15 protein-coding genes are annotated in these 16,463 nt (G+C 44.6%); 7 read left to right on the plus strand and 8 right to left on the minus strand.

The window, feature by feature from the left end; all coding sequences use genetic code 11:
• Window positions 1–8: 8 nt before the first annotated feature.
• Window positions 9–818, plus strand: a complete 810-nt coding sequence (locus AACV12_RS08725; RefSeq protein WP_013857385.1) for a MetQ/NlpA family lipoprotein — start codon at window positions 9–11, stop codon at window positions 816–818.
• A gap of 94 nt (window positions 819–912) precedes the next feature.
• On the opposite strand, the gene AACV12_RS08730 is transcribed toward AACV12_RS08725, so the two are convergent.
• Both AACV12_RS08730 and syd read right to left on the minus strand, forming a co-directional pair.
• Complete coding sequence (locus AACV12_RS08730; RefSeq protein WP_170900184.1) at window positions 913–1,689, minus strand: Zn-ribbon-containing protein; 777 nt, start codon at window positions 1,687–1,689, stop codon at window positions 913–915.
• Between the two features lie 2 nt (window positions 1,690–1,691).
• Complete coding sequence (gene syd, locus AACV12_RS08735) at window positions 1,692–2,237, minus strand: SecY-interacting protein (protein WP_170900185.1); 546 nt, start codon at window positions 2,235–2,237, stop codon at window positions 1,692–1,694.
• Window positions 2,238–2,335: 98 nt separating this feature from the next.
• Between syd and queF the strand changes: the two genes are divergently transcribed.
• From queF to xni, 5 genes are all read left to right on the plus strand, one after another.
• Window positions 2,336–3,181, plus strand: a complete 846-nt coding sequence (queF, locus tag AACV12_RS08740) for an NADPH-dependent 7-cyano-7-deazaguanine reductase QueF (RefSeq protein ID WP_170900186.1) — start codon at window positions 2,336–2,338, stop codon at window positions 3,179–3,181.
• 14 nt (window positions 3,182–3,195) lie between these two features.
• Window positions 3,196–5,463: a tetratricopeptide repeat protein gene (locus AACV12_RS08745; protein ID WP_170900187.1), complete on the plus strand. Its 2,268-nt coding sequence runs from the start codon at window positions 3,196–3,198 to the stop codon at window positions 5,461–5,463.
• 109 nt (window positions 5,464–5,572) lie between these two features.
• Complete coding sequence (locus AACV12_RS08750; protein ID WP_094164171.1) at window positions 5,573–7,129, plus strand: GGDEF domain-containing protein; 1,557 nt, start codon at window positions 5,573–5,575, stop codon at window positions 7,127–7,129.
• Between the two features lie 301 nt (window positions 7,130–7,430).
• The gene (gene ppnN, locus AACV12_RS08755; protein WP_017044198.1) at window positions 7,431–8,798 is read left to right on the plus strand and encodes a nucleotide 5'-monophosphate nucleosidase PpnN; all 1,368 of its coding nucleotides are present in this window, start codon (window positions 7,431–7,433) and stop codon (window positions 8,796–8,798) included.
• Between the two features lie 90 nt (window positions 8,799–8,888).
• Window positions 8,889–9,674: a flap endonuclease Xni gene (xni, locus tag AACV12_RS08760; RefSeq protein ID WP_026028115.1), complete on the plus strand. Its 786-nt coding sequence runs from the start codon at window positions 8,889–8,891 to the stop codon at window positions 9,672–9,674.
• A gap of 44 nt (window positions 9,675–9,718) precedes the next feature.
• Here xni and rlmM read toward each other — a convergent pair whose 3' ends face one another.
• The 6 genes from rlmM to pomA form a co-directional block, all read right to left on the minus strand.
• The gene (gene rlmM / locus AACV12_RS08765; RefSeq protein WP_170900188.1) at window positions 9,719–10,810 is read right to left on the minus strand and encodes a 23S rRNA (cytidine(2498)-2'-O)-methyltransferase RlmM; all 1,092 of its coding nucleotides are present in this window, start codon (window positions 10,808–10,810) and stop codon (window positions 9,719–9,721) included.
• Window positions 10,807–11,205: a DUF423 domain-containing protein gene (locus AACV12_RS08770; protein ID WP_013857395.1), complete on the minus strand. Its 399-nt coding sequence runs from the start codon at window positions 11,203–11,205 to the stop codon at window positions 10,807–10,809. Before AACV12_RS08770 ends, rlmM begins: the two co-directional genes overlap by 4 nt.
• The gene (locus tag AACV12_RS08775) at window positions 11,195–12,106 is read right to left on the minus strand and encodes a transcriptional regulator GcvA (protein WP_026027676.1); all 912 of its coding nucleotides are present in this window, start codon (window positions 12,104–12,106) and stop codon (window positions 11,195–11,197) included. The genes AACV12_RS08770 and AACV12_RS08775 overlap by 11 nt, the downstream gene beginning before the upstream one ends.
• 376 nt (window positions 12,107–12,482) lie before the next feature.
• A complete protein-coding gene (gene thiI, locus AACV12_RS08780) occupies window positions 12,483–13,931 on the minus strand; it encodes a tRNA uracil 4-sulfurtransferase ThiI (protein ID WP_026028114.1) in 1,449 nt (482 codons plus the stop codon).
• 162 nt (window positions 13,932–14,093) lie between these two features.
• A complete protein-coding gene (locus AACV12_RS08785) occupies window positions 14,094–15,038 on the minus strand; it encodes a flagellar motor protein MotB (protein ID WP_017044193.1) in 945 nt (314 codons plus the stop codon).
• Window positions 15,039–15,049: 11 nt separating this feature from the next.
• On the minus strand, window positions 15,050–15,814 hold the full coding sequence (gene pomA / locus AACV12_RS08790; protein ID WP_013857399.1) for a flagellar motor protein PomA: 765 nt from the start codon (window positions 15,812–15,814) through the stop codon (window positions 15,050–15,052).
• Window positions 15,815–16,167: 353 nt separating this feature from the next.
• On the opposite strand from pomA, the gene xseB reads away from it, so the two are divergent.
• Window positions 16,168–16,410 (plus strand): exodeoxyribonuclease VII small subunit, encoded by a 243-nt coding sequence (gene xseB / locus AACV12_RS08795; RefSeq protein WP_010319093.1) that lies wholly within the window; start codon window positions 16,168–16,170, stop codon window positions 16,408–16,410.
• The last annotated feature ends 53 nt before the right edge of the window (window positions 16,411–16,463 follow it).

Here is a 16,463-nt window from a genome sequence, read left to right on the forward strand (position 1 = left end):
AGTTAATCATGAAATTTAGCCTTAAAGCTCTACTTACCCTCGCCGTTAGCGCTTCAGCACTCGTGCTGGCAGGCTGTGGTGAAAAAGCGGTCGACAACAATAAAATCAAAGTGGGTGTCATTGCCGGTGCTGAAGCACAAGTTGCTGAAGTTGCAGCAAAAATTGCAAAAGAAAAATACAACCTAGATGTAGAACTCGTAACATTTACCGACTATGTTACCCCTAATGCGGCACTGGATGATGGTTCGATTGATATCAATGCATTCCAACACAAGCCATACCTTGATCAACAGATCGCTGACCGCGGTTACAAATTAGCGATTGCAGGTAACACCTTTGTTTACCCGATTGCTGGCTATTCAAAACAAGTGAAATCGGTTGATGAGATTCAAGATGGCTCTCGTATTGCGGTACCTAACGATCCAACCAACCTTGGCCGCTCTTTACTGCTGCTAGAACAGCAAGGCCTTATTACTCTACGTGACGGAGCAGGCCTACTGGCAACGGTACGTGATGTGGTCGCCAACCCAAAAAACATCACTATTGTTGAGTTAGATGCCGCGCAACTGCCTCGTTCACTTGACGACGTTACGCTCTCGATCATCAACACGACCTACGCCAGCTCAATCAATCTAACGCCTGAAAAAGATGGTGTGTTCGTTGAAGATAAAGAGTCACCTTATGTCAATATCATTGTTTCTCGTGCAGAAAATCTGAATGCTGAAAACGTGACTAACTTTGTTAAAGCCTACCAAACAGAAGAAGTGTACCAAGCCGCTTCGAAAATTTTTGACGGTGGTGCAGTAAAAGGCTGGTAATTAATAAACCTATTACCTGTGCAAAAAAGCCTATAAAAACAGAAAAGCCGATACGCGATGTATCGGCTTTTTCGTATCAACAACACGCACCTGCTTACTTAATATGATCCCAAGACATATTGGACACAATACGGCACGGGTCGCACTTAAAATGGAAAATGTCGTGCAGCGGTTCATTGAGTAGCCACTCTCCCCCACATTTCGGGCATTTTCTGGCTTGTTCGTCCGCTAGGCTCTGGCCGCCAACTCGATACTGATAGTAATAAGTAGGGACGTGGGTCAAAAACTCAATTCGTCCTCGTAAATCCCATCCTCTAATAAACAGCACACTGTCCACATCGCAAATCTCGTGCAGTGCAGCGTGTTCTGCTCGGCAACCACCCGCCATCTGAAGTTCATCACACGCCTGCCACTCCGTTTGCCATTTGATCACCGCTTTATGATCGCCATTTAAGGTCGCAGAATTACGATATAAAGGGATCGGCAGCAATGTGTCACCACTGCGCAGCGGAGAACAAGTGTGTACATAAGTGGTGTAAAGTATCTGCCAGCTAGGCAAAACATCATCAGCGGCTTGCTCGGAATTAAGATCGCGCCCCAACAAACGGGCTTTCGGAGCCAGCAAACTAGCCTCCGTCAAGCGATTCAGGCACATCCTAACAAAATCAGAATGATACTTAGGGTGTAAGCTTTCTTGCTCTGGGCAAACCACCCGCACAAAGAACTCGCCCTCTCCCATCACGATGGGGAATTCACGCCCAAGCACTTGACCGTTATAGCGTAAAGCATCCATTAGGCCATTAATCGCTTTGTCTACCGCCGAGATAGTCGTGTTATCAAAACACTCAAACTGCAATTCAACCACGTACATCGTTACACCACAGGTTCTAAATTAGCGAAAAACTCGGCCACACTTTCGGCCAGCACGTCGCGTTTATCGGTACCTAAACGTTCTAATAACACATGGCCAGAAAGGTTACAGATCGAAATTACATCCATCTCCGCATCGGTTGCACCAATAAATACGGTTGGTTTGAGTTTTAGTCGGCGCTGAGTCACCAAATGACCGAGGATATTTTCCTGCAAACGAACAAAATCATCCTCACTCCACACTTGCAATAGAGCGAGCTCGTTGCCTTGCCATTTAGCGGGCATGTCCGCACAAAACTGTACGCCATAAAAGGCTTTAATATCAGAATGTAGAGTCAATTCAATCGCTGCTTCTACGTTAGAAAAATCAGCTGCAACCGATCTGACGATGGGCTTCCACAGCACACTGTCTTGGTCGTTCATCACTGCGCAAGGGGAATCTAACTCAGCCAACTCATCATTACGAGGAGACTCGCCATGCTTTGTTTGGTAAGCGTCAAGATAACGTTGAGTAAATGAAAGTAAGGCTTGCTCGGCAGTTTGTGCCATGAAGTGCTCCAAAATTGATGAGTCGCTGCCTTGTGTGATGACAGCAACCCTAGGATTGCGTAAAATTCTGCTTATTCTAATCGAATTGACGTGAAAGTATGAGCAAATATTCCGATGCCAAAGCGCTGGCAGGGTTAACCCTTGGCAAAAAAACCGACTACGCCAAACAATACGATCCAAGCTTACTGCAACCTGTCCCTCGTAGCTTAAACCGTGATGATCTGAATTTGGGGGATAGCTTACCGTTTAAAGGCTGTGACATTTGGACTTTGTACGAGCTCTCTTGGCTCAATGAAAAAGGGTTACCACAAGTGGCAATTGGCGAGGTTTCTATCCCTGCGACAAGTGCTAGTTTGATTGAATCTAAATCCTTTAAGCTCTACCTGAATAGCTATAACCAAAGCAAAATAGCCAGTTGGGATGAAGTAACGCAGCGCTTAACCAACGATTTATCGGCCTGTGCCGGCGCGCCAGTCAGTGTCACTCTCAACCCGGTGACCGATTACACTGGCCAAGCAATTGTGACTATGCAGGGTGAATGCATTGATGGACAAGATATTGAGATTGAAAGTTACCTATTTGATGCCAGCTTACTGAAAAGTGCCGCGCGTGGTGAGCAAGTCAATGAAACACTGCACAGCCATTTACTGAAATCGAACTGTTTAATCACCAATCAACCCGACTGGGGCAGCGTCGAAATTCATTATCAAGGTCAACAAATTGATCGAGAAGCACTGTTACGTTATCTCGTCTCATTTCGTGAACATAATGAGTTCCACGAACAGTGTGTAGAGCGCATCTTCACCGACATTATGCAATACTGCCAACCGACACAGTTAACGGTATACGCTCGATACACTCGCCGCGGCGGTTTGGATATCAACCCATTTCGCTCAACCGAACAAGAACGGCCAACACATAACCAACGTATGGCCCGTCAATAAGGATTAGCATTAGGATGATCAACGTGCGCTGGACACTTTTGCTCAGTTTAACTCTGGCTCTGTTTTCATTGGCTTCACAAGCCACTATCTACTCGTCGCCAATGTTAAATGAAGCCAATGGGTTGATTGATATCTCACCGAATCAAGCCAAAACCCTAGCCACTGAGTATCTGACTCAGCGCAAGTTGGCCGAAAAATCAGAAAAATCATCATCAGTGATGGCGCGCGATGAAAGCGACAGTCGGATTCGAACACCGGGCAGCAGCGTTGATGCGTTAAAGATTTTAGCCAAAGCAGAGTTCCAGTTGCACAATATGGATGCCGCACTGGCCGCGTTAAAACTTGCTGAAGAGCTCACGCAACACTATCAATTGCCTTATTTAGCCACGGATGTACAAATACTCAAAACTCGTCTAATTTGGCTCAATAATAATGATGCAAGCGCCGCTCGGCAGGCGCTACGCGCGATCAGCATTCAATATGATGCCATCAAAAATGCGGATCAAGTGGCAAAAGGTCTCGATTATAAAATTACCCTGCTCAAAGCAGAAATTGCCTCAAAAGCCAATGATATCGAACTGGCCAATAAGCTTTTTGCTGACCTAAAGCCTTACATTGATTCGATCTCCTCACCGAAAACCGTGATTGAATATCAGATTGTTATTGGTCAACATTTTCTCACTCATGGCTTTTACAATCGTGCTTTATCTGAGTTGCTAGTTGCCTATTGGGGCGCGATTGAAAACAACTCAAGCGCCCTACTCGCTAAAACCAATACCTTACTGGCTCAGCTTTTTTTTGAAAGAAAAGTGCTCGATAAGGCTTTAGAGCATTTGTCTCAAGCCGCCGATTTTTATGACGGCTATAACAAGTCGCCAGCCTTGGCTGATGTATTGCAACGTATGGGCGATGTCTATTACCAGCAAGGTAAATACAATCTAGCGCTCGTTCACTACTTCAACGTGATCGATCACGAAACGAGCCGCAATGATCTGGAAAAAGTCATTGAAGTGCGTATTAGTTTGGCGGCGACCTATCTTAATCTCTATAACTACCCATTAACTGACCAATATCTCACTCGCGCTGAAGACTTGCTTGAGCTGAAAGATTATCCTCGTTTAAAGGCACAGGCTTACTTACTGCATTCAGGATTGGCCTTTCACCAAAAACAAGCCGATGTGGTCATCAGCAACGCTCAACACGCCTTAAGCGTTGCTAAAACGATGCAAGATGAAGAGATTGAAGAGCATGCCTATCGGTTACTGGCCTTGGGTTATGAGCAAAACGGTCAGTACGCACAGGCCTTAGAGAACATAAAACGCAGCAATGCACTATCGCAAATACGCCAAGAAAAACTCAATCAGATCAGTGAAGATGCTTTTCGTCAACAAAAAGAGTTTGTAGAACAAACCTTACATCTAGTCGGGCAAGAAAAAGCGCTGCTCAAAACTCAAGAAGAGTATAATAAGTTCAAAAAGATCGCCTTTATTCTGTTTATCATCTCCATCATTTTATTTTTACTGCTACTGCGTAGAGGCTACCTTATCCAGTTGCAAAATGAAGAAATCGATGAACTCAACAGCACGCTCTTTACCCATTCTCGCTCTCGCTTGCGTAACCTGCGCATGCTCAATGCTAAACTTCCTTCAGCGATGCAAAAAAGCAGCCGTCATTTTGAGCCGTGGTATATTGGTGAACTCATCCACGAGCCACTGAGTGATCGCCTCCGCTTTGTGATGATTGATATTCCCTTTCTGCGCAACATGTACTTAGAACATGGCTATTCAGCTGGCTTAGAATTGGAGCATCAATTTGGTCAGTTTTTAAAATCGAAAATCAAAGAACCGAATCGAATTTATCACTTTTCAGATTCCAATCTGCTCTATATCGAACCGAATGCCGATCGCAATACACCGCCTGAAATCGCATTCGATCAAATTCAGCAATGGATAGATGAATTTCAACCTGAACGTCGCTTAAACCGTACAATACGGATGGGCATCGCCGACTACCCATTTTTGCCAAGAGCTTATATGGCGATTAATGATAAAGAGCTGCTCGATATTCTGCTGATGGCAACCAACACGGCTCGTGAGCTAAGTATGAGAGAAGAAGCAAGCCATTGGGTCTACTTAAAAGCGATTGATAACGCTCCAGCCGCTAGTTTTGCCTCCAACAATATTCGCAAATCATGCAAGCACGCCATCAATCAAGGGTTGATAAAAGTGCATTCTTCTTATAAGAATGAGGAGAGCATCAAAAAACTCCTAAAAGATGGGTAATTACTCGGCATTCAATGTGTTAAAGCAGTGACGTGGGCAATTAATTTGTTATTATCGATAAATCAATTAATAGGATCCTAACGATCCTCGCAGTTTAGTTTAGTTGTACATGGGCGCTCTCGAACAGGATATTCAAACACAGTTACAGCAGCTGAAAACTCAGTTGGAACAGGTTCGTTTGACACACAGGGACACTTCGTTCAAATTTAAACGAGAACATACTGTCCTAAAACGGATCGTCGCATCACTAAGCTTGGCGTGTCAGGGTAATGATCATCAGCTAAATATTAATTTATCGGATCTTCGTGAAGCTCTAGAGCAACAAAAAGATGTAAGCACGCTCATACCTCGCTTAGCCGTATTGGAGCGCATGTTGAAGCAACAAACTTTGGTTATGGAAAAAGAAAACTCTCATTTGGACTCTCAAATCAAACATTGTGGGGAAACATTACTTCGCGTTGCTGGCCTACCCGCCAAACTTAAGCGTGATTTGCGTGATCTGCTCAGTTTTTCAGAAGCTCAGCCTAAAGCCGAACAAGCGATTCAACTGCTTGGGATTTATGAACGTGCAATCAAAATAATAACAGCGAACCCGAATACGGCCATCAGCGAGCTGCATGTCGCGGATAGAGAGCTATTGACCAAGCTATCCGATGAACTGCAACACCTGATCACTGAATTGGATTTTGAAGGTGAATCAGGGGAACTACTGGTAGATATTCGTGCCAAGCTGTTGATTGGCGTATCGACATCAACGCTCTTAGAGTTGACGTTAGAGGTTCTAAAACTGGTGATTGATGGCACCAACAGTGAGCGAAAAACATCTGAGAAGTTTTTAGAACAGGTCAACTCATCACTCACAAAACACATTAAAAGTAGCACTCACAACGCAGACCAAAGCCAGAGTTACTTTGAACATCGCCAAGAGATGAATGCTGAACTCGCCGCTTTGATTACCCAAAGCCAAACCCTAATCAAAGATTCTGTGGCGATTGACGATCTTAAGCTCTCCGTTTCACCTATATTATGCGAAATGGCGTCACTTTCTGAACGCTTAAGTCATGCAGAGCAACGCGAGCAGGCACTGATTGAACGCTTAAATTATGGCAAAAATCAAATGGAAGCTCTGTTTGAGCTCACCCAAGATTATCGCCGTCGATTGGAAGATCAGTCTCAGCGCTTGCTGCTTGATCCACTGACAAAAGTCTATAATCGCACGGCCTTTAATGACCACCTTGAGCTGGAATATCGGCGCTGGATAAGAGCTCAACACACTTTCCGAATCGTAATCTTTGATATTGATAAGTTCAAAACTATCAACGATAGCTTTGGCTATACGGCAGGTGATAAAGCCCTTAAAATTATTGCCCGCACCATATCCAAAGAAGCATCTGATACGGATACCGTGGCACGTTTCTCTGGTGAAGAATTTATTATTTTACTTCCCGATCAAGAAGATAATCACTGTTTCAAGGTGGTAAAAAACATTCAACGTCATGTATCGAGGCTCCCTTTCAAGTTCAGAGACAAGAGTATTACGATTACACTTTCAGCCGCGAGTACCTGTTTTAAAGACTCCGATACGCCAGAGGAAGTACTTGAACGTTTACGCCGCTCGTTACTAGAAGCCAAGAGTTTCGGTCCTAACCAAGTAGTTTGGAAATAAACACAAGTCCAGATCGGATGTAGACAAAAGAAATCCATTCAAATCGCGGCCTTAACTGGTCGCTATTTGAACAAAACCAAACTAAAGCGTGCTGAACATCACACTCTGCTTGCATAAACATTTCCTAACAATCGAGAAAAGAACTAGATTGATACTGTAATTTCAATCAGTTATATCGTCCTATCGCACATCCGTCACTAAACGAACCATGACCTATACTCCATACTAAGCGGGTATATATAAAAACCAACTTTAGTCGTAGCGTGGACATTTTCCTTACTTCTCAACTAAGGAGGCCAGTATGATTACTCATATCAGCCCTACAGGCAGCATGGATCTGCTTTCTCAACTTGAAGTTGAGCGTCTAAAAAAGACCGCGTCGAGCGATCTATATCAACTGTATCGCAACTGCACTTTGGCGGTACTTAACTCTGGTAGCCATACAGATAACTCAAAAGAACTTCTTGAAAAATATAAATCTTTTGATGTCACTGTCATGCGCCGTGAACGCGGTATCAAGCTAGAGCTGACGAATCCACCAGAACATGCCTTTGTTGATGGGCAGATCATTAAAGGAATTCAAGAACATCTGTTTTCGGTCCTACGCGATATCGTTTATGTCAACATGCATCTGGCGGATAATCAGCGCCTAAATCTTACCAATGCCATTCACATCACCAACTTAGTGTTTGGTATTTTGCGTAATGCCAGTGCCTTGGTTCCCGGTCTTGAACCTAACTTAGTGGTTTGTTGGGGTGGACACTCTATCAACCCTACTGAGTACCAATATACGCGGGAAGTGGGCCATGAGCTGGGCTTACGTGAACTGAACATTTGTACAGGCTGCGGACCAGGCGCTATGGAAGGGCCAATGAAAGGGGCCGCCATTGGACACGCTAAACAGCGCTATACCGCACAACGCTATCTTGGCTTAACCGAACCATCGATCATTGCCGCCGAGCCACCGAATCCGATTGTGAACGAATTGGTGATTATGCCGGATATTGAAAAACGCCTAGAAGCTTTTGTGCGAATGGCGCACGGCATCATTATTTTCCCCGGTGGAGCAGGAACAGCGGAAGAACTGCTGTACATTTTGGGTATCATGATGCACCCAGATAACGCAAGCCAACCAATGCCAATTGTACTGACTGGTCCAAAAGAGAGCGAAGCCTACTTCCGTTCAATCGACACATTCATTGCCGAAACATTAGGTGAAAAAGCACGCCAACATTATCAAATCGTCATTGATGATCCAGAAAAAGCGGCGCGTATCATGAGCCAAGCGATGCCGCTGGTTCGTCAGCATCGTAAAGATAGTGGTGATGCTTATAGTTTCAACTGGTCCCTCAAAATCGAGCCTGAGTTCCAACTGCCTTTTGAACCGACTCACGACAGTATGGCCAACTTGGATTTACACCTAAACCAAAAACCAGAAGTACTCGCTGCTAACTTGCGTCGCGCCTTCTCTGGCATTGTCGCTGGTAATGTGAAAGCGGAAGGCATTCGAGAAATTGAACGTCACGGCCCATTCATCATTGATGGCGATGCCCAATTGATGAAAAAAATGGATCTATTGCTAAAAGACTTCGTTGCACAACACCGAATGAAGCTGCCCGGTGGCAGTGCTTATGAACCTTGCTATAAAATTGCAACCAATAACCATTAAAGGCAAAAATAACTTATGCCGGGGATGAGTGGCAATATTAAGTGAGATCATTACAATAAGGGCTTATTAAGCCCTTATTTTTTGGTCGTTATGTCTTTACACCTTGTCATCATTGATGCTTTGAATTTGATCCGTCGGGTGCACTCCGCACAACCCGATCCTAACGATATGGCAAGAACCATAGAGACAACCTCGCGCACCTTGCACCGTATCATCAATGAAGCTCAACCGACCCACATCATCGCCGTGTTTGATCATCACTTACAAGACCGGGGCTGGAGAGCACAACTTCTACCGACTTATAAGCAGAACCGGAAGCCGATGCCAGAAGCACTGCAACTTGGCTTAGACGCCATTCAGCAAGCATGGTGGGAATTAGGGATTGATTCACTGCTCTCGGAAGGTGATGAAGCCGATGATTTGGTGGCCACCTTAGCCACGAAAGTGGCAAGCCACGGTGAAAAAGTAACGATCATTTCAACCGATAAAGGCTACTGCCAACTGCTCTCTCCCACTTTACAAATTCGTGACTACTTTCAACATCGTTGGTTAGATCAACCCTTTATTGAACAGGAATTTGGCGTAAAGCCGAGCCAATTAACCGATTTTTGGGGATTAACGGGCATCAGTTCAAGCCAAGTTCCCGGCATTGCCGGCATTGGTCCAAAAGCAGCAAAAGAGATATTAACACAATTTCCCGACATAGAAGCGGCCTACGCCAGTGCTGATTTGGCCAAGAAATACCGTAAAAAATTTGATGAGCAGATCGATATGGCGCGAGTCTGCAAACACATTGCCACACTAAAGACCGATATAGAGCTCGGTTTTAACTTGCAAGACATTCGCTTTTCAGCGCAAGTATCCCATCCAGAATAGCAAAACGCTCCTAGAAAGGAGCGTTAAATTAACCTATTGGAGCATTAGTGCGGAGAGATGTTCGACAAGCATTGGACATGCACTGTGATCTCTTCACGATCATGATACAAATGCTTTGCCTGCATGCGGAACTTTACATCATTTTTAATCAGAAAAACTTTTAGGTTTTCAATATCTTGTAAAACTTCATCATAGCGCCCTTTCATTGGCAGCTTTAAGTTGAAGATGGCTTCTTTCGCCCAACCCTTGAGGATCCACTGCCCCATTAAATGCGCAACACGAGCTGGCTTTTCAATCATGTCACACACAATCCAAGTCACGTTCTTGCGTGGCGGCTCAAATTTAAAACCATCCTCGGCATGGTGTTTCACTTGTCCTGTGTCCATCAAACTTTCAGCCATTAGACCGTTGTCGATAGCATGAACAAACATCGAACGCTTCACCAGTTGGTAAGTCCAGCCCCCCGGGCATGCACCCAAGTCTACCGCCCACATTCCCGGAGCCAAACGTTCGTCCCACTCTTCACGAGGAATAAACACATGGAAAGCCTCTTCCAACTTCAGAGTGGAACGACTTGGCGCATCGGCTGGGAATTTCAAACGAGGAATACCCATGAAAAAAGGCGAGTTATTGTTGGTGTACGAATACCCAACGAAGCAGTGTCCGGGTTGAATAAAGCAGACATGTAGCACAGGTCTCTTCGCCGACTCTTTGTTAGACAGAATCCCCTTGCCACGTAACGCTTGACGCAATGGCACGGTAAACTTACGACAAAATTTGAGCAACTCTTTCGCTTCATTGGTATCTGGCGTTTCAATGCGAATGTCACCACAACACGGAAAATCCTCAAGTTCGGCGAGTTCAGATAAGATAGGCGAAATACGATCATCTTTAGGTAAATCGCTAAATTCCGCCGCTACCGCAAACATCTGACGAGCAAAAATAAGCGATTGGAAATCGATCTCTTTAACCAACTTATCAGCATCACCGGCCTGATAGCACTCAAACAAAACGTAACCCGTATTGTTTTTCAAACGAGGAAAACCAAAAACCTCTAGCTTAGTCGCTTTATCTTGGATCTCTCCGGCACACTCTTTTTCAAAGCCTGCACGACAATAGAGCATTACGTGTTTCACTGGTCCACCTCTTGAATATTAAGTGCTGCATAGCCAAACACTCCCCACCCTAGCATAAAGAACACGCCACCAAATGGCGTGATCGGGCCAAACCACTTGATGCCCGTGAGTGCTAAAGCGTAAAGACTGCCGCTAAAACAAAGGACGCCGATGATAAAGCAAATTGCCGCAATGAAAAAATATTTTTGTGCTTTCGATCCCAAACGACAACGCAGCAAAATACCACACGCTAATATGGCTAAAGCGTGAATCGATTGGTACTGCACTCCCGTTTCAAACACCGAAAGCAAGTAAGGGGTTAAATACGCTTTTAGGCCGTGCGCCGCAAAAGCTCCTAGAGCGACACCAACGCCCGCCATAAAAGCCGCGATAGTGAGCAATAACTTACTCTTCATCTAACAATACCTCTTGTTCCCTTCTGGCTTTTTTGAGCATCCAATCACGGAAAGTGGCGATGCGCCCCATATCGGCCTGCTTCTCGTGACAGACCACATAGAAAGCATTTTTAGTCATCAACACTTCGTCAAAAGGCGCAATCAAGCGACCCGCTTCCAGCTCTGGCTGAGCTAACACGTTATTCCCCAGTGCGATACCTTGCCCATGCGCCGCCGCTTGCAGCACCATGGTCGAATGGCTAAAGATGGGGCCGTGGTTGACATTCACCCCTTCAAGATCGTTCTCTTTGGCAAACTGTTTCCAATCTTTACGTGAAGTATCGTGTAGCAGAGTATGGCGTGTTAGATCGTCCAGTGTTTCTAAAGGCTTAGGGCCTAACAGCAGTGAAGGAGAGCAAAGCGGGATCAAAAACTCTTGATACAACTTATCCGCGCGTAAACCAGGCCAGTTACCTCGCCCATAATAAATCGCCACATCCACATCATCGGTTAACGAACCTTCATCCATATCAACCGCTTTGATACGCACATCAATATCCGGCTCTTGCTGGTTAAAATCGGCCAGACGCGGCACGAGCCACTGAATCGCAAAACTCGGCGGTAAACTAATGGTTAATGCCCCTTTCTCACTGCGCTCTAGTACCTTATCGGTGGCTTCAGAGAGTGCGGTGAAGATATCTTTAATGTCGAGAAAGTAACTTTGCCCTTCTTCTGTCAATAGCAGAGAACGATTACGACGGCGAAATAGCTTTAACCCTAAAAATTCCTCTAACGCTTTGATTTGATGACTGACTGCGGCTTGTGTCACAAATAGCTCTTCCGCAGCGCGAGTAAAACTCAGCTGGCGAGCTGCCGCTTCAAACACTTTCAGCGAGTTCAATGGTGGCAATCTTCTGGACATAGGTACACTCAAAAATTAGATTAGTTTTTTTAATCTGAAACATTATAAATTGTCCATTGCCGAGCGGCTAGAGAAATTCTATATTTCACCCCGCAACAAGGCCTGAACGGCTTGATTCAGTTATGAATCAATTGGCTTTTGTTGCGATGTTGTGTTTGCAAACTCGTATTTCGAGTGAGGTAGAATTCTACCATCCTGTTTTGTGCAGTTATCCCCTGCACCAAAACATATACTTCCTGTATTTATTGTTTGACCTGTCTGTCAAATTCTTTAGCACCGCCCTTGGGCGGTGTTTTTTTATGTCTGTGATTAAGTCGGAGCCATAAAAAAACCGCTCACGAAAACGTGAGCGGTCGATTCTGTATCGAGATAACGATTAAGGTCGATATACCTTGATGTTGTTAAAGCCTTGCTCTTTCAAATACAGAGCTTGAAGCCGGCTCATCACACCGCGCGCACAATATAAGAGATATGTTTTCGATTGATCCAAATCACCAAACTGAGTCGATAACTTGTAGAAAGGCAAATGTTTTACTTCCACACCTTCAATCAGCAGTGGCTTGTCATCTTCTTCATCTGGGCTACGAATATCAAGTACCACCGCATCTTTTTCGATAGCGGTCACTTGTTCAACTTCAGGTGCTTGCTCTTGGCTCTCTTTCTCAATATCACGAATATCCATTTGACGAGCGTTGTAAACTACGTGCTCTAGGATTGAGAAATCAAACTTCGCTTCTTCGGCTTCTAATTTCGCTTTCACCGCTTTAACTGTTGGGCTTTTTGAAATAACCCCACAGTATTCTGGCATCGTTTTGGCGAAATCTTCTGTTCCAATCTCGCGCGCCACTTTAATAATCTCTTCTTTGTCCCAGTTGATGAGAGGACGTAAAATTAAAGTATCTGTCACACCATCAATATGACGAAGATTAGTTAGAGTTTGGCTCGAAACTTGACCCAACGCTTCTCCGGTCACTAAAGCTTCAATATTTAACTTATGAGCTATCATGCCTGCGGCGCGCATAAACATACGTTTTAGCACCACACCCATTTGACCATCGTCTACTTTTTCTAAGATTTCAGCCACCACAGGTTCGAAATCGACCGAGATAAAACGCACTTTGGCTGAAGAACCGTATTTATTCCACAAATAATGGGCCACTTGCTTTACACCAATTTCATGCGCTGGACCGCCTAAATTGAAGAAGCAATAATGCACTTTTGAGCCACGTTTGATGTGTAAATAGCTTGATACACCCGAGTCAAAACCACCAGAAATCAAACTCAATAAATCTTCTTGAGTGCCAAGAGGGAAACCACCTAAACCTTTATAGCGGGCAATCACTTGATTGAGCAATTCATCGGCTATTTCAATATTGATGGTAACGTCCGGGTTTTTTAGTTGAACTTTTGCACTCTCAACTGCTTGGTTTAAACCACCACCAACATAACGCTCAACATCGATTGAGGTAAAATCATGCTTTCCTCGACGCTTAGCACGCACGACAAAAGTTTTTCCTTCGATGTTATTACGGCTGAGTGCTAACACTTGCTCGTAAATGTCATGCATATCCTTAAACTCAGATTGCTGCACTTCGAGCACTTGCTGGATGCCAGGAGTGTGAGTCAGAATTTCAAGGACTTCTTGATAGTATTGGTCACTTTGCGCAGCCACTTCAATGTGATCGCGACGGTTAAATACCGCGACTGACTCTGTTCTTCGTTTGATGATATTACGAATATTGGACTCTAAAATTTTTGTGAAGCGCTTGCGTACTGAGTCACTTTTAACAAAAATTTCCGGATGGGGCTTAACAATAAATTTCATAGTTCTATTCGCAATCTGATTGGGCAACGTGGTGAATCAATGGGTCGCATTCTGCTTGCTACTGATACACCGCTAAGGGCGCAGGATTATACACGAGGTGATAACCATAAAAAAGACGAGCCTTAGCGCTCGTCTATGTGTTTTTACATAATCCAACGTAACTTACTGAACGGATGGAACTTCATCACTGTACAGCGGTTCACCTTGCATGATACTGATTTCTACTCGGCGGTTGCGTGAACGTTCACTTTCCGTATCGTTAGAGCCGACTGGGTCGGTATCGGCCATACCACGCACCCTGAGTCGTTGATGAGAAAACCCACGAACCTTTTCCATCTCTTGCGCCACAGAAACCGCTCGTTGAGCCGAAAGATCCCAGTTTGAGCGATACAATTCAGAATCGACACTTTGATTGTCGGTATGGCCAGAAATACGCACAATGCCCGGCACATCTTTAACCAGATCGGCAATTTGACGAACCAATGGACGAAACTTAGGTTGTAGAAATGCAGAGCCTTCGGGAAACGCACCTTTTTCACGAATACGGATCACCAATTGCTGACCTAAGTTTTCAACTTCAATAGCGCCTTGTTCGATTTCTCTTGCTAACGCTTTTTTGATGTCCTGTTCAACAATTTCCATCTCTTGCGACATAGATTCTGCTTGCTGTTGTTGCATTTCCGATTGAGTATTTTGATTATTCTGCGTTGAAGTTTCAGGGGATTGCCCCCCCGTCAATTGACCTTCTTCACGCTGAACACCACCCGCTCGATCTGAATCCCCTTCTTGAAACTCAAGTGTCTGCTGCGTGATATCAATGGTTTGTTGCATGATGACATCAATCGGTGTCGGTTCGGGGCGGCCTGGGCGAAACTCTTGTGCAATGATGCTTGTCCCTTTAGGAATGTCTTTCACTTCCAAACGATTTTGCACACCAAAAGCAAACTTCATCGAGCCTGCTATCTGTTTAAACTTCAGAACGTCCATCTCGGAAAAAGAGAGCAGCAGTACGAAGAAACACATCAACAGCGACATTAAATCGGCAAAGGTTCCCATCCACAACGGCAAGCCGGGAGGTGGGCATTTACAGCCTTCTTCATCATCCATTACAGGCTCCGTTATTCGCTATCAACATCTAAAACACGCTTGCCTTCATTGAGGTAGTTTTTCAGATAACTATCAATGACCCGTGGGTTTTGTCCATCCTGAATAGCCAGAACGCCATCCATGATTAAACGGCGGTTAAGCTTTTCTTGATCTCGGCGCAAAGCGAGTTTATCTGCAATCGGGAAAAAAATCATGTTCGAGAGAACAGCGCCGTACAAGGTAGTTAATAAGGCAACGGCCATGGCAGGACCAATTGATTTGGGGTCATCCATGTTAGACAGCATGGCAACCAAGCCCACCAAAGTACCGATCATGCCCATCGCTGGCGCTACGTCACCAAAGGCACGAAATACGCCAGTTCCCTGTGAATGACGCTCATCAGTCAATACAATGTCTTTTTGCAAAGCAGAGCGCACCACGTCAGCATCATGGCCATCCACCAGCAAATCGATTCCCTTTTGCATGAAGCTATTGGTAATTTCCATCTCTTCTAATGCAAGAAAACCACCTTTCCGCGCCGCATCAGCCATTTCTACAATTTTCGCGATCAAATCTTCAGGTTCATCGGATTTGAACATAAATGCCTTACCTGCCACCTTGGCTGCACCGAAGAATTGTCCCATCGTGAACTTCATCAATACAACAAACATTGACCCACCCACTACGATCAAGATAGATGTGACGTCGAAGAACATCATTAGGCTTCCGCCTAAAATCATCGCCATGATAACGAAAGCGAGGCCTCCGATCAGGCCTATCAGCGTTGCTAAATCCACAAAGCACTCCTCATGCTGCTTACCCGCGATAATGAGTTTAAACTCGTTATCGGCAATAGATTCAAATCTTTAAGTAAATTATTGGATCATACCGAAATTCTCTCTATTCAGTTTATACCTAAACTGAGCAAAGATGCACTGTTGCCAGCACACTGATATGGCCAAGATTCTGAGTCACCGTCACTATTTCAGTAAATATCGGTCTGGTTGCTAAGTATCGTATTATTATTTTTATTATTTGTGATAGTGACAGTTCCAAAAGAGGGACTTTTCAGACAAAAATCGTTGGTTAAATTTGACCATCACTACGCCCTAAGGTAACTTTCGTGCATATTTACCAAGATAAAAAGATTATGGCGAGCAAGAAACCTGAAAATATGTCCTTCGAAGCGACAATCGAAGAACTTGATAGCTTAGTGGAACAGCTAGAAAATGGCGATTTAGCCTTAGATGATGCGCTAAAAAAATTCGAGCGCGGAATATCCCTTGCTCGTGCTGGACAAAGTAAGTTAAGTGAAGCGGAGCAGCGAGTCAGTATTTTGCTCAGTGCGAGCGATGACGCGCCACTCTCTGACTTTACTGAACTACCTGAGTAATAGGCACGTATTACTGATACATACTTATTACTGACTCATATTTATCGATCTCA

This window comes from Vibrio sp. 2-2(8) (genome assembly GCF_963888495.1).
Classification (GTDB): Bacteria; Pseudomonadota; Gammaproteobacteria; order Enterobacterales; family Vibrionaceae; genus Vibrio; species Vibrio anguillarum.

What these genes read in the sequence shown, in the direction of transcription:
- AACV12_RS08725 (WP_013857385.1), top strand. Translation starts at nt 9, where the DNA reads ATGAAATTTAGCCTTAAAGCTCTACTTACCCTCGCCGTTAGCGCTTCA.
- AACV12_RS08730 (WP_170900184.1), bottom strand. Translation starts at nt 1,689, where the DNA reads ATGTACGTGGTTGAATTGCAGTTTGAGTGTTTTGATAACACGACTATC.
- syd (WP_170900185.1), bottom strand. Translation starts at nt 2,237, where the DNA reads ATGGCACAAACTGCCGAGCAAGCCTTACTTTCATTTACTCAACGTTAT.
- queF (WP_170900186.1), top strand. Translation starts at nt 2,336, where the DNA reads ATGAGCAAATATTCCGATGCCAAAGCGCTGGCAGGGTTAACCCTTGGC.
- AACV12_RS08745 (WP_170900187.1), top strand. Translation starts at nt 3,196, where the DNA reads ATGATCAACGTGCGCTGGACACTTTTGCTCAGTTTAACTCTGGCTCTG.
- AACV12_RS08750 (WP_094164171.1), top strand. Translation starts at nt 5,573, where the DNA reads ATGGGCGCTCTCGAACAGGATATTCAAACACAGTTACAGCAGCTGAAA.
- ppnN (WP_017044198.1), top strand. Translation starts at nt 7,431, where the DNA reads ATGATTACTCATATCAGCCCTACAGGCAGCATGGATCTGCTTTCTCAA.
- xni (WP_026028115.1), top strand. Translation starts at nt 8,889, where the DNA reads ATGTCTTTACACCTTGTCATCATTGATGCTTTGAATTTGATCCGTCGG.
- AACV12_RS08770 (WP_013857395.1), bottom strand. Translation starts at nt 11,205, where the DNA reads ATGAAGAGTAAGTTATTGCTCACTATCGCGGCTTTTATGGCGGGCGTT.
- AACV12_RS08775 (WP_026027676.1), bottom strand. Translation starts at nt 12,106, where the DNA reads ATGTCCAGAAGATTGCCACCATTGAACTCGCTGAAAGTGTTTGAAGCG.
- thiI (WP_026028114.1), bottom strand. Translation starts at nt 13,931, where the DNA reads ATGAAATTTATTGTTAAGCCCCATCCGGAAATTTTTGTTAAAAGTGAC.
- AACV12_RS08785 (WP_017044193.1), bottom strand. Translation starts at nt 15,038, where the DNA reads ATGGATGATGAAGAAGGCTGTAAATGCCCACCTCCCGGCTTGCCGTTG.
- xseB (WP_010319093.1), top strand. Translation starts at nt 16,168, where the DNA reads ATGGCGAGCAAGAAACCTGAAAATATGTCCTTCGAAGCGACAATCGAA.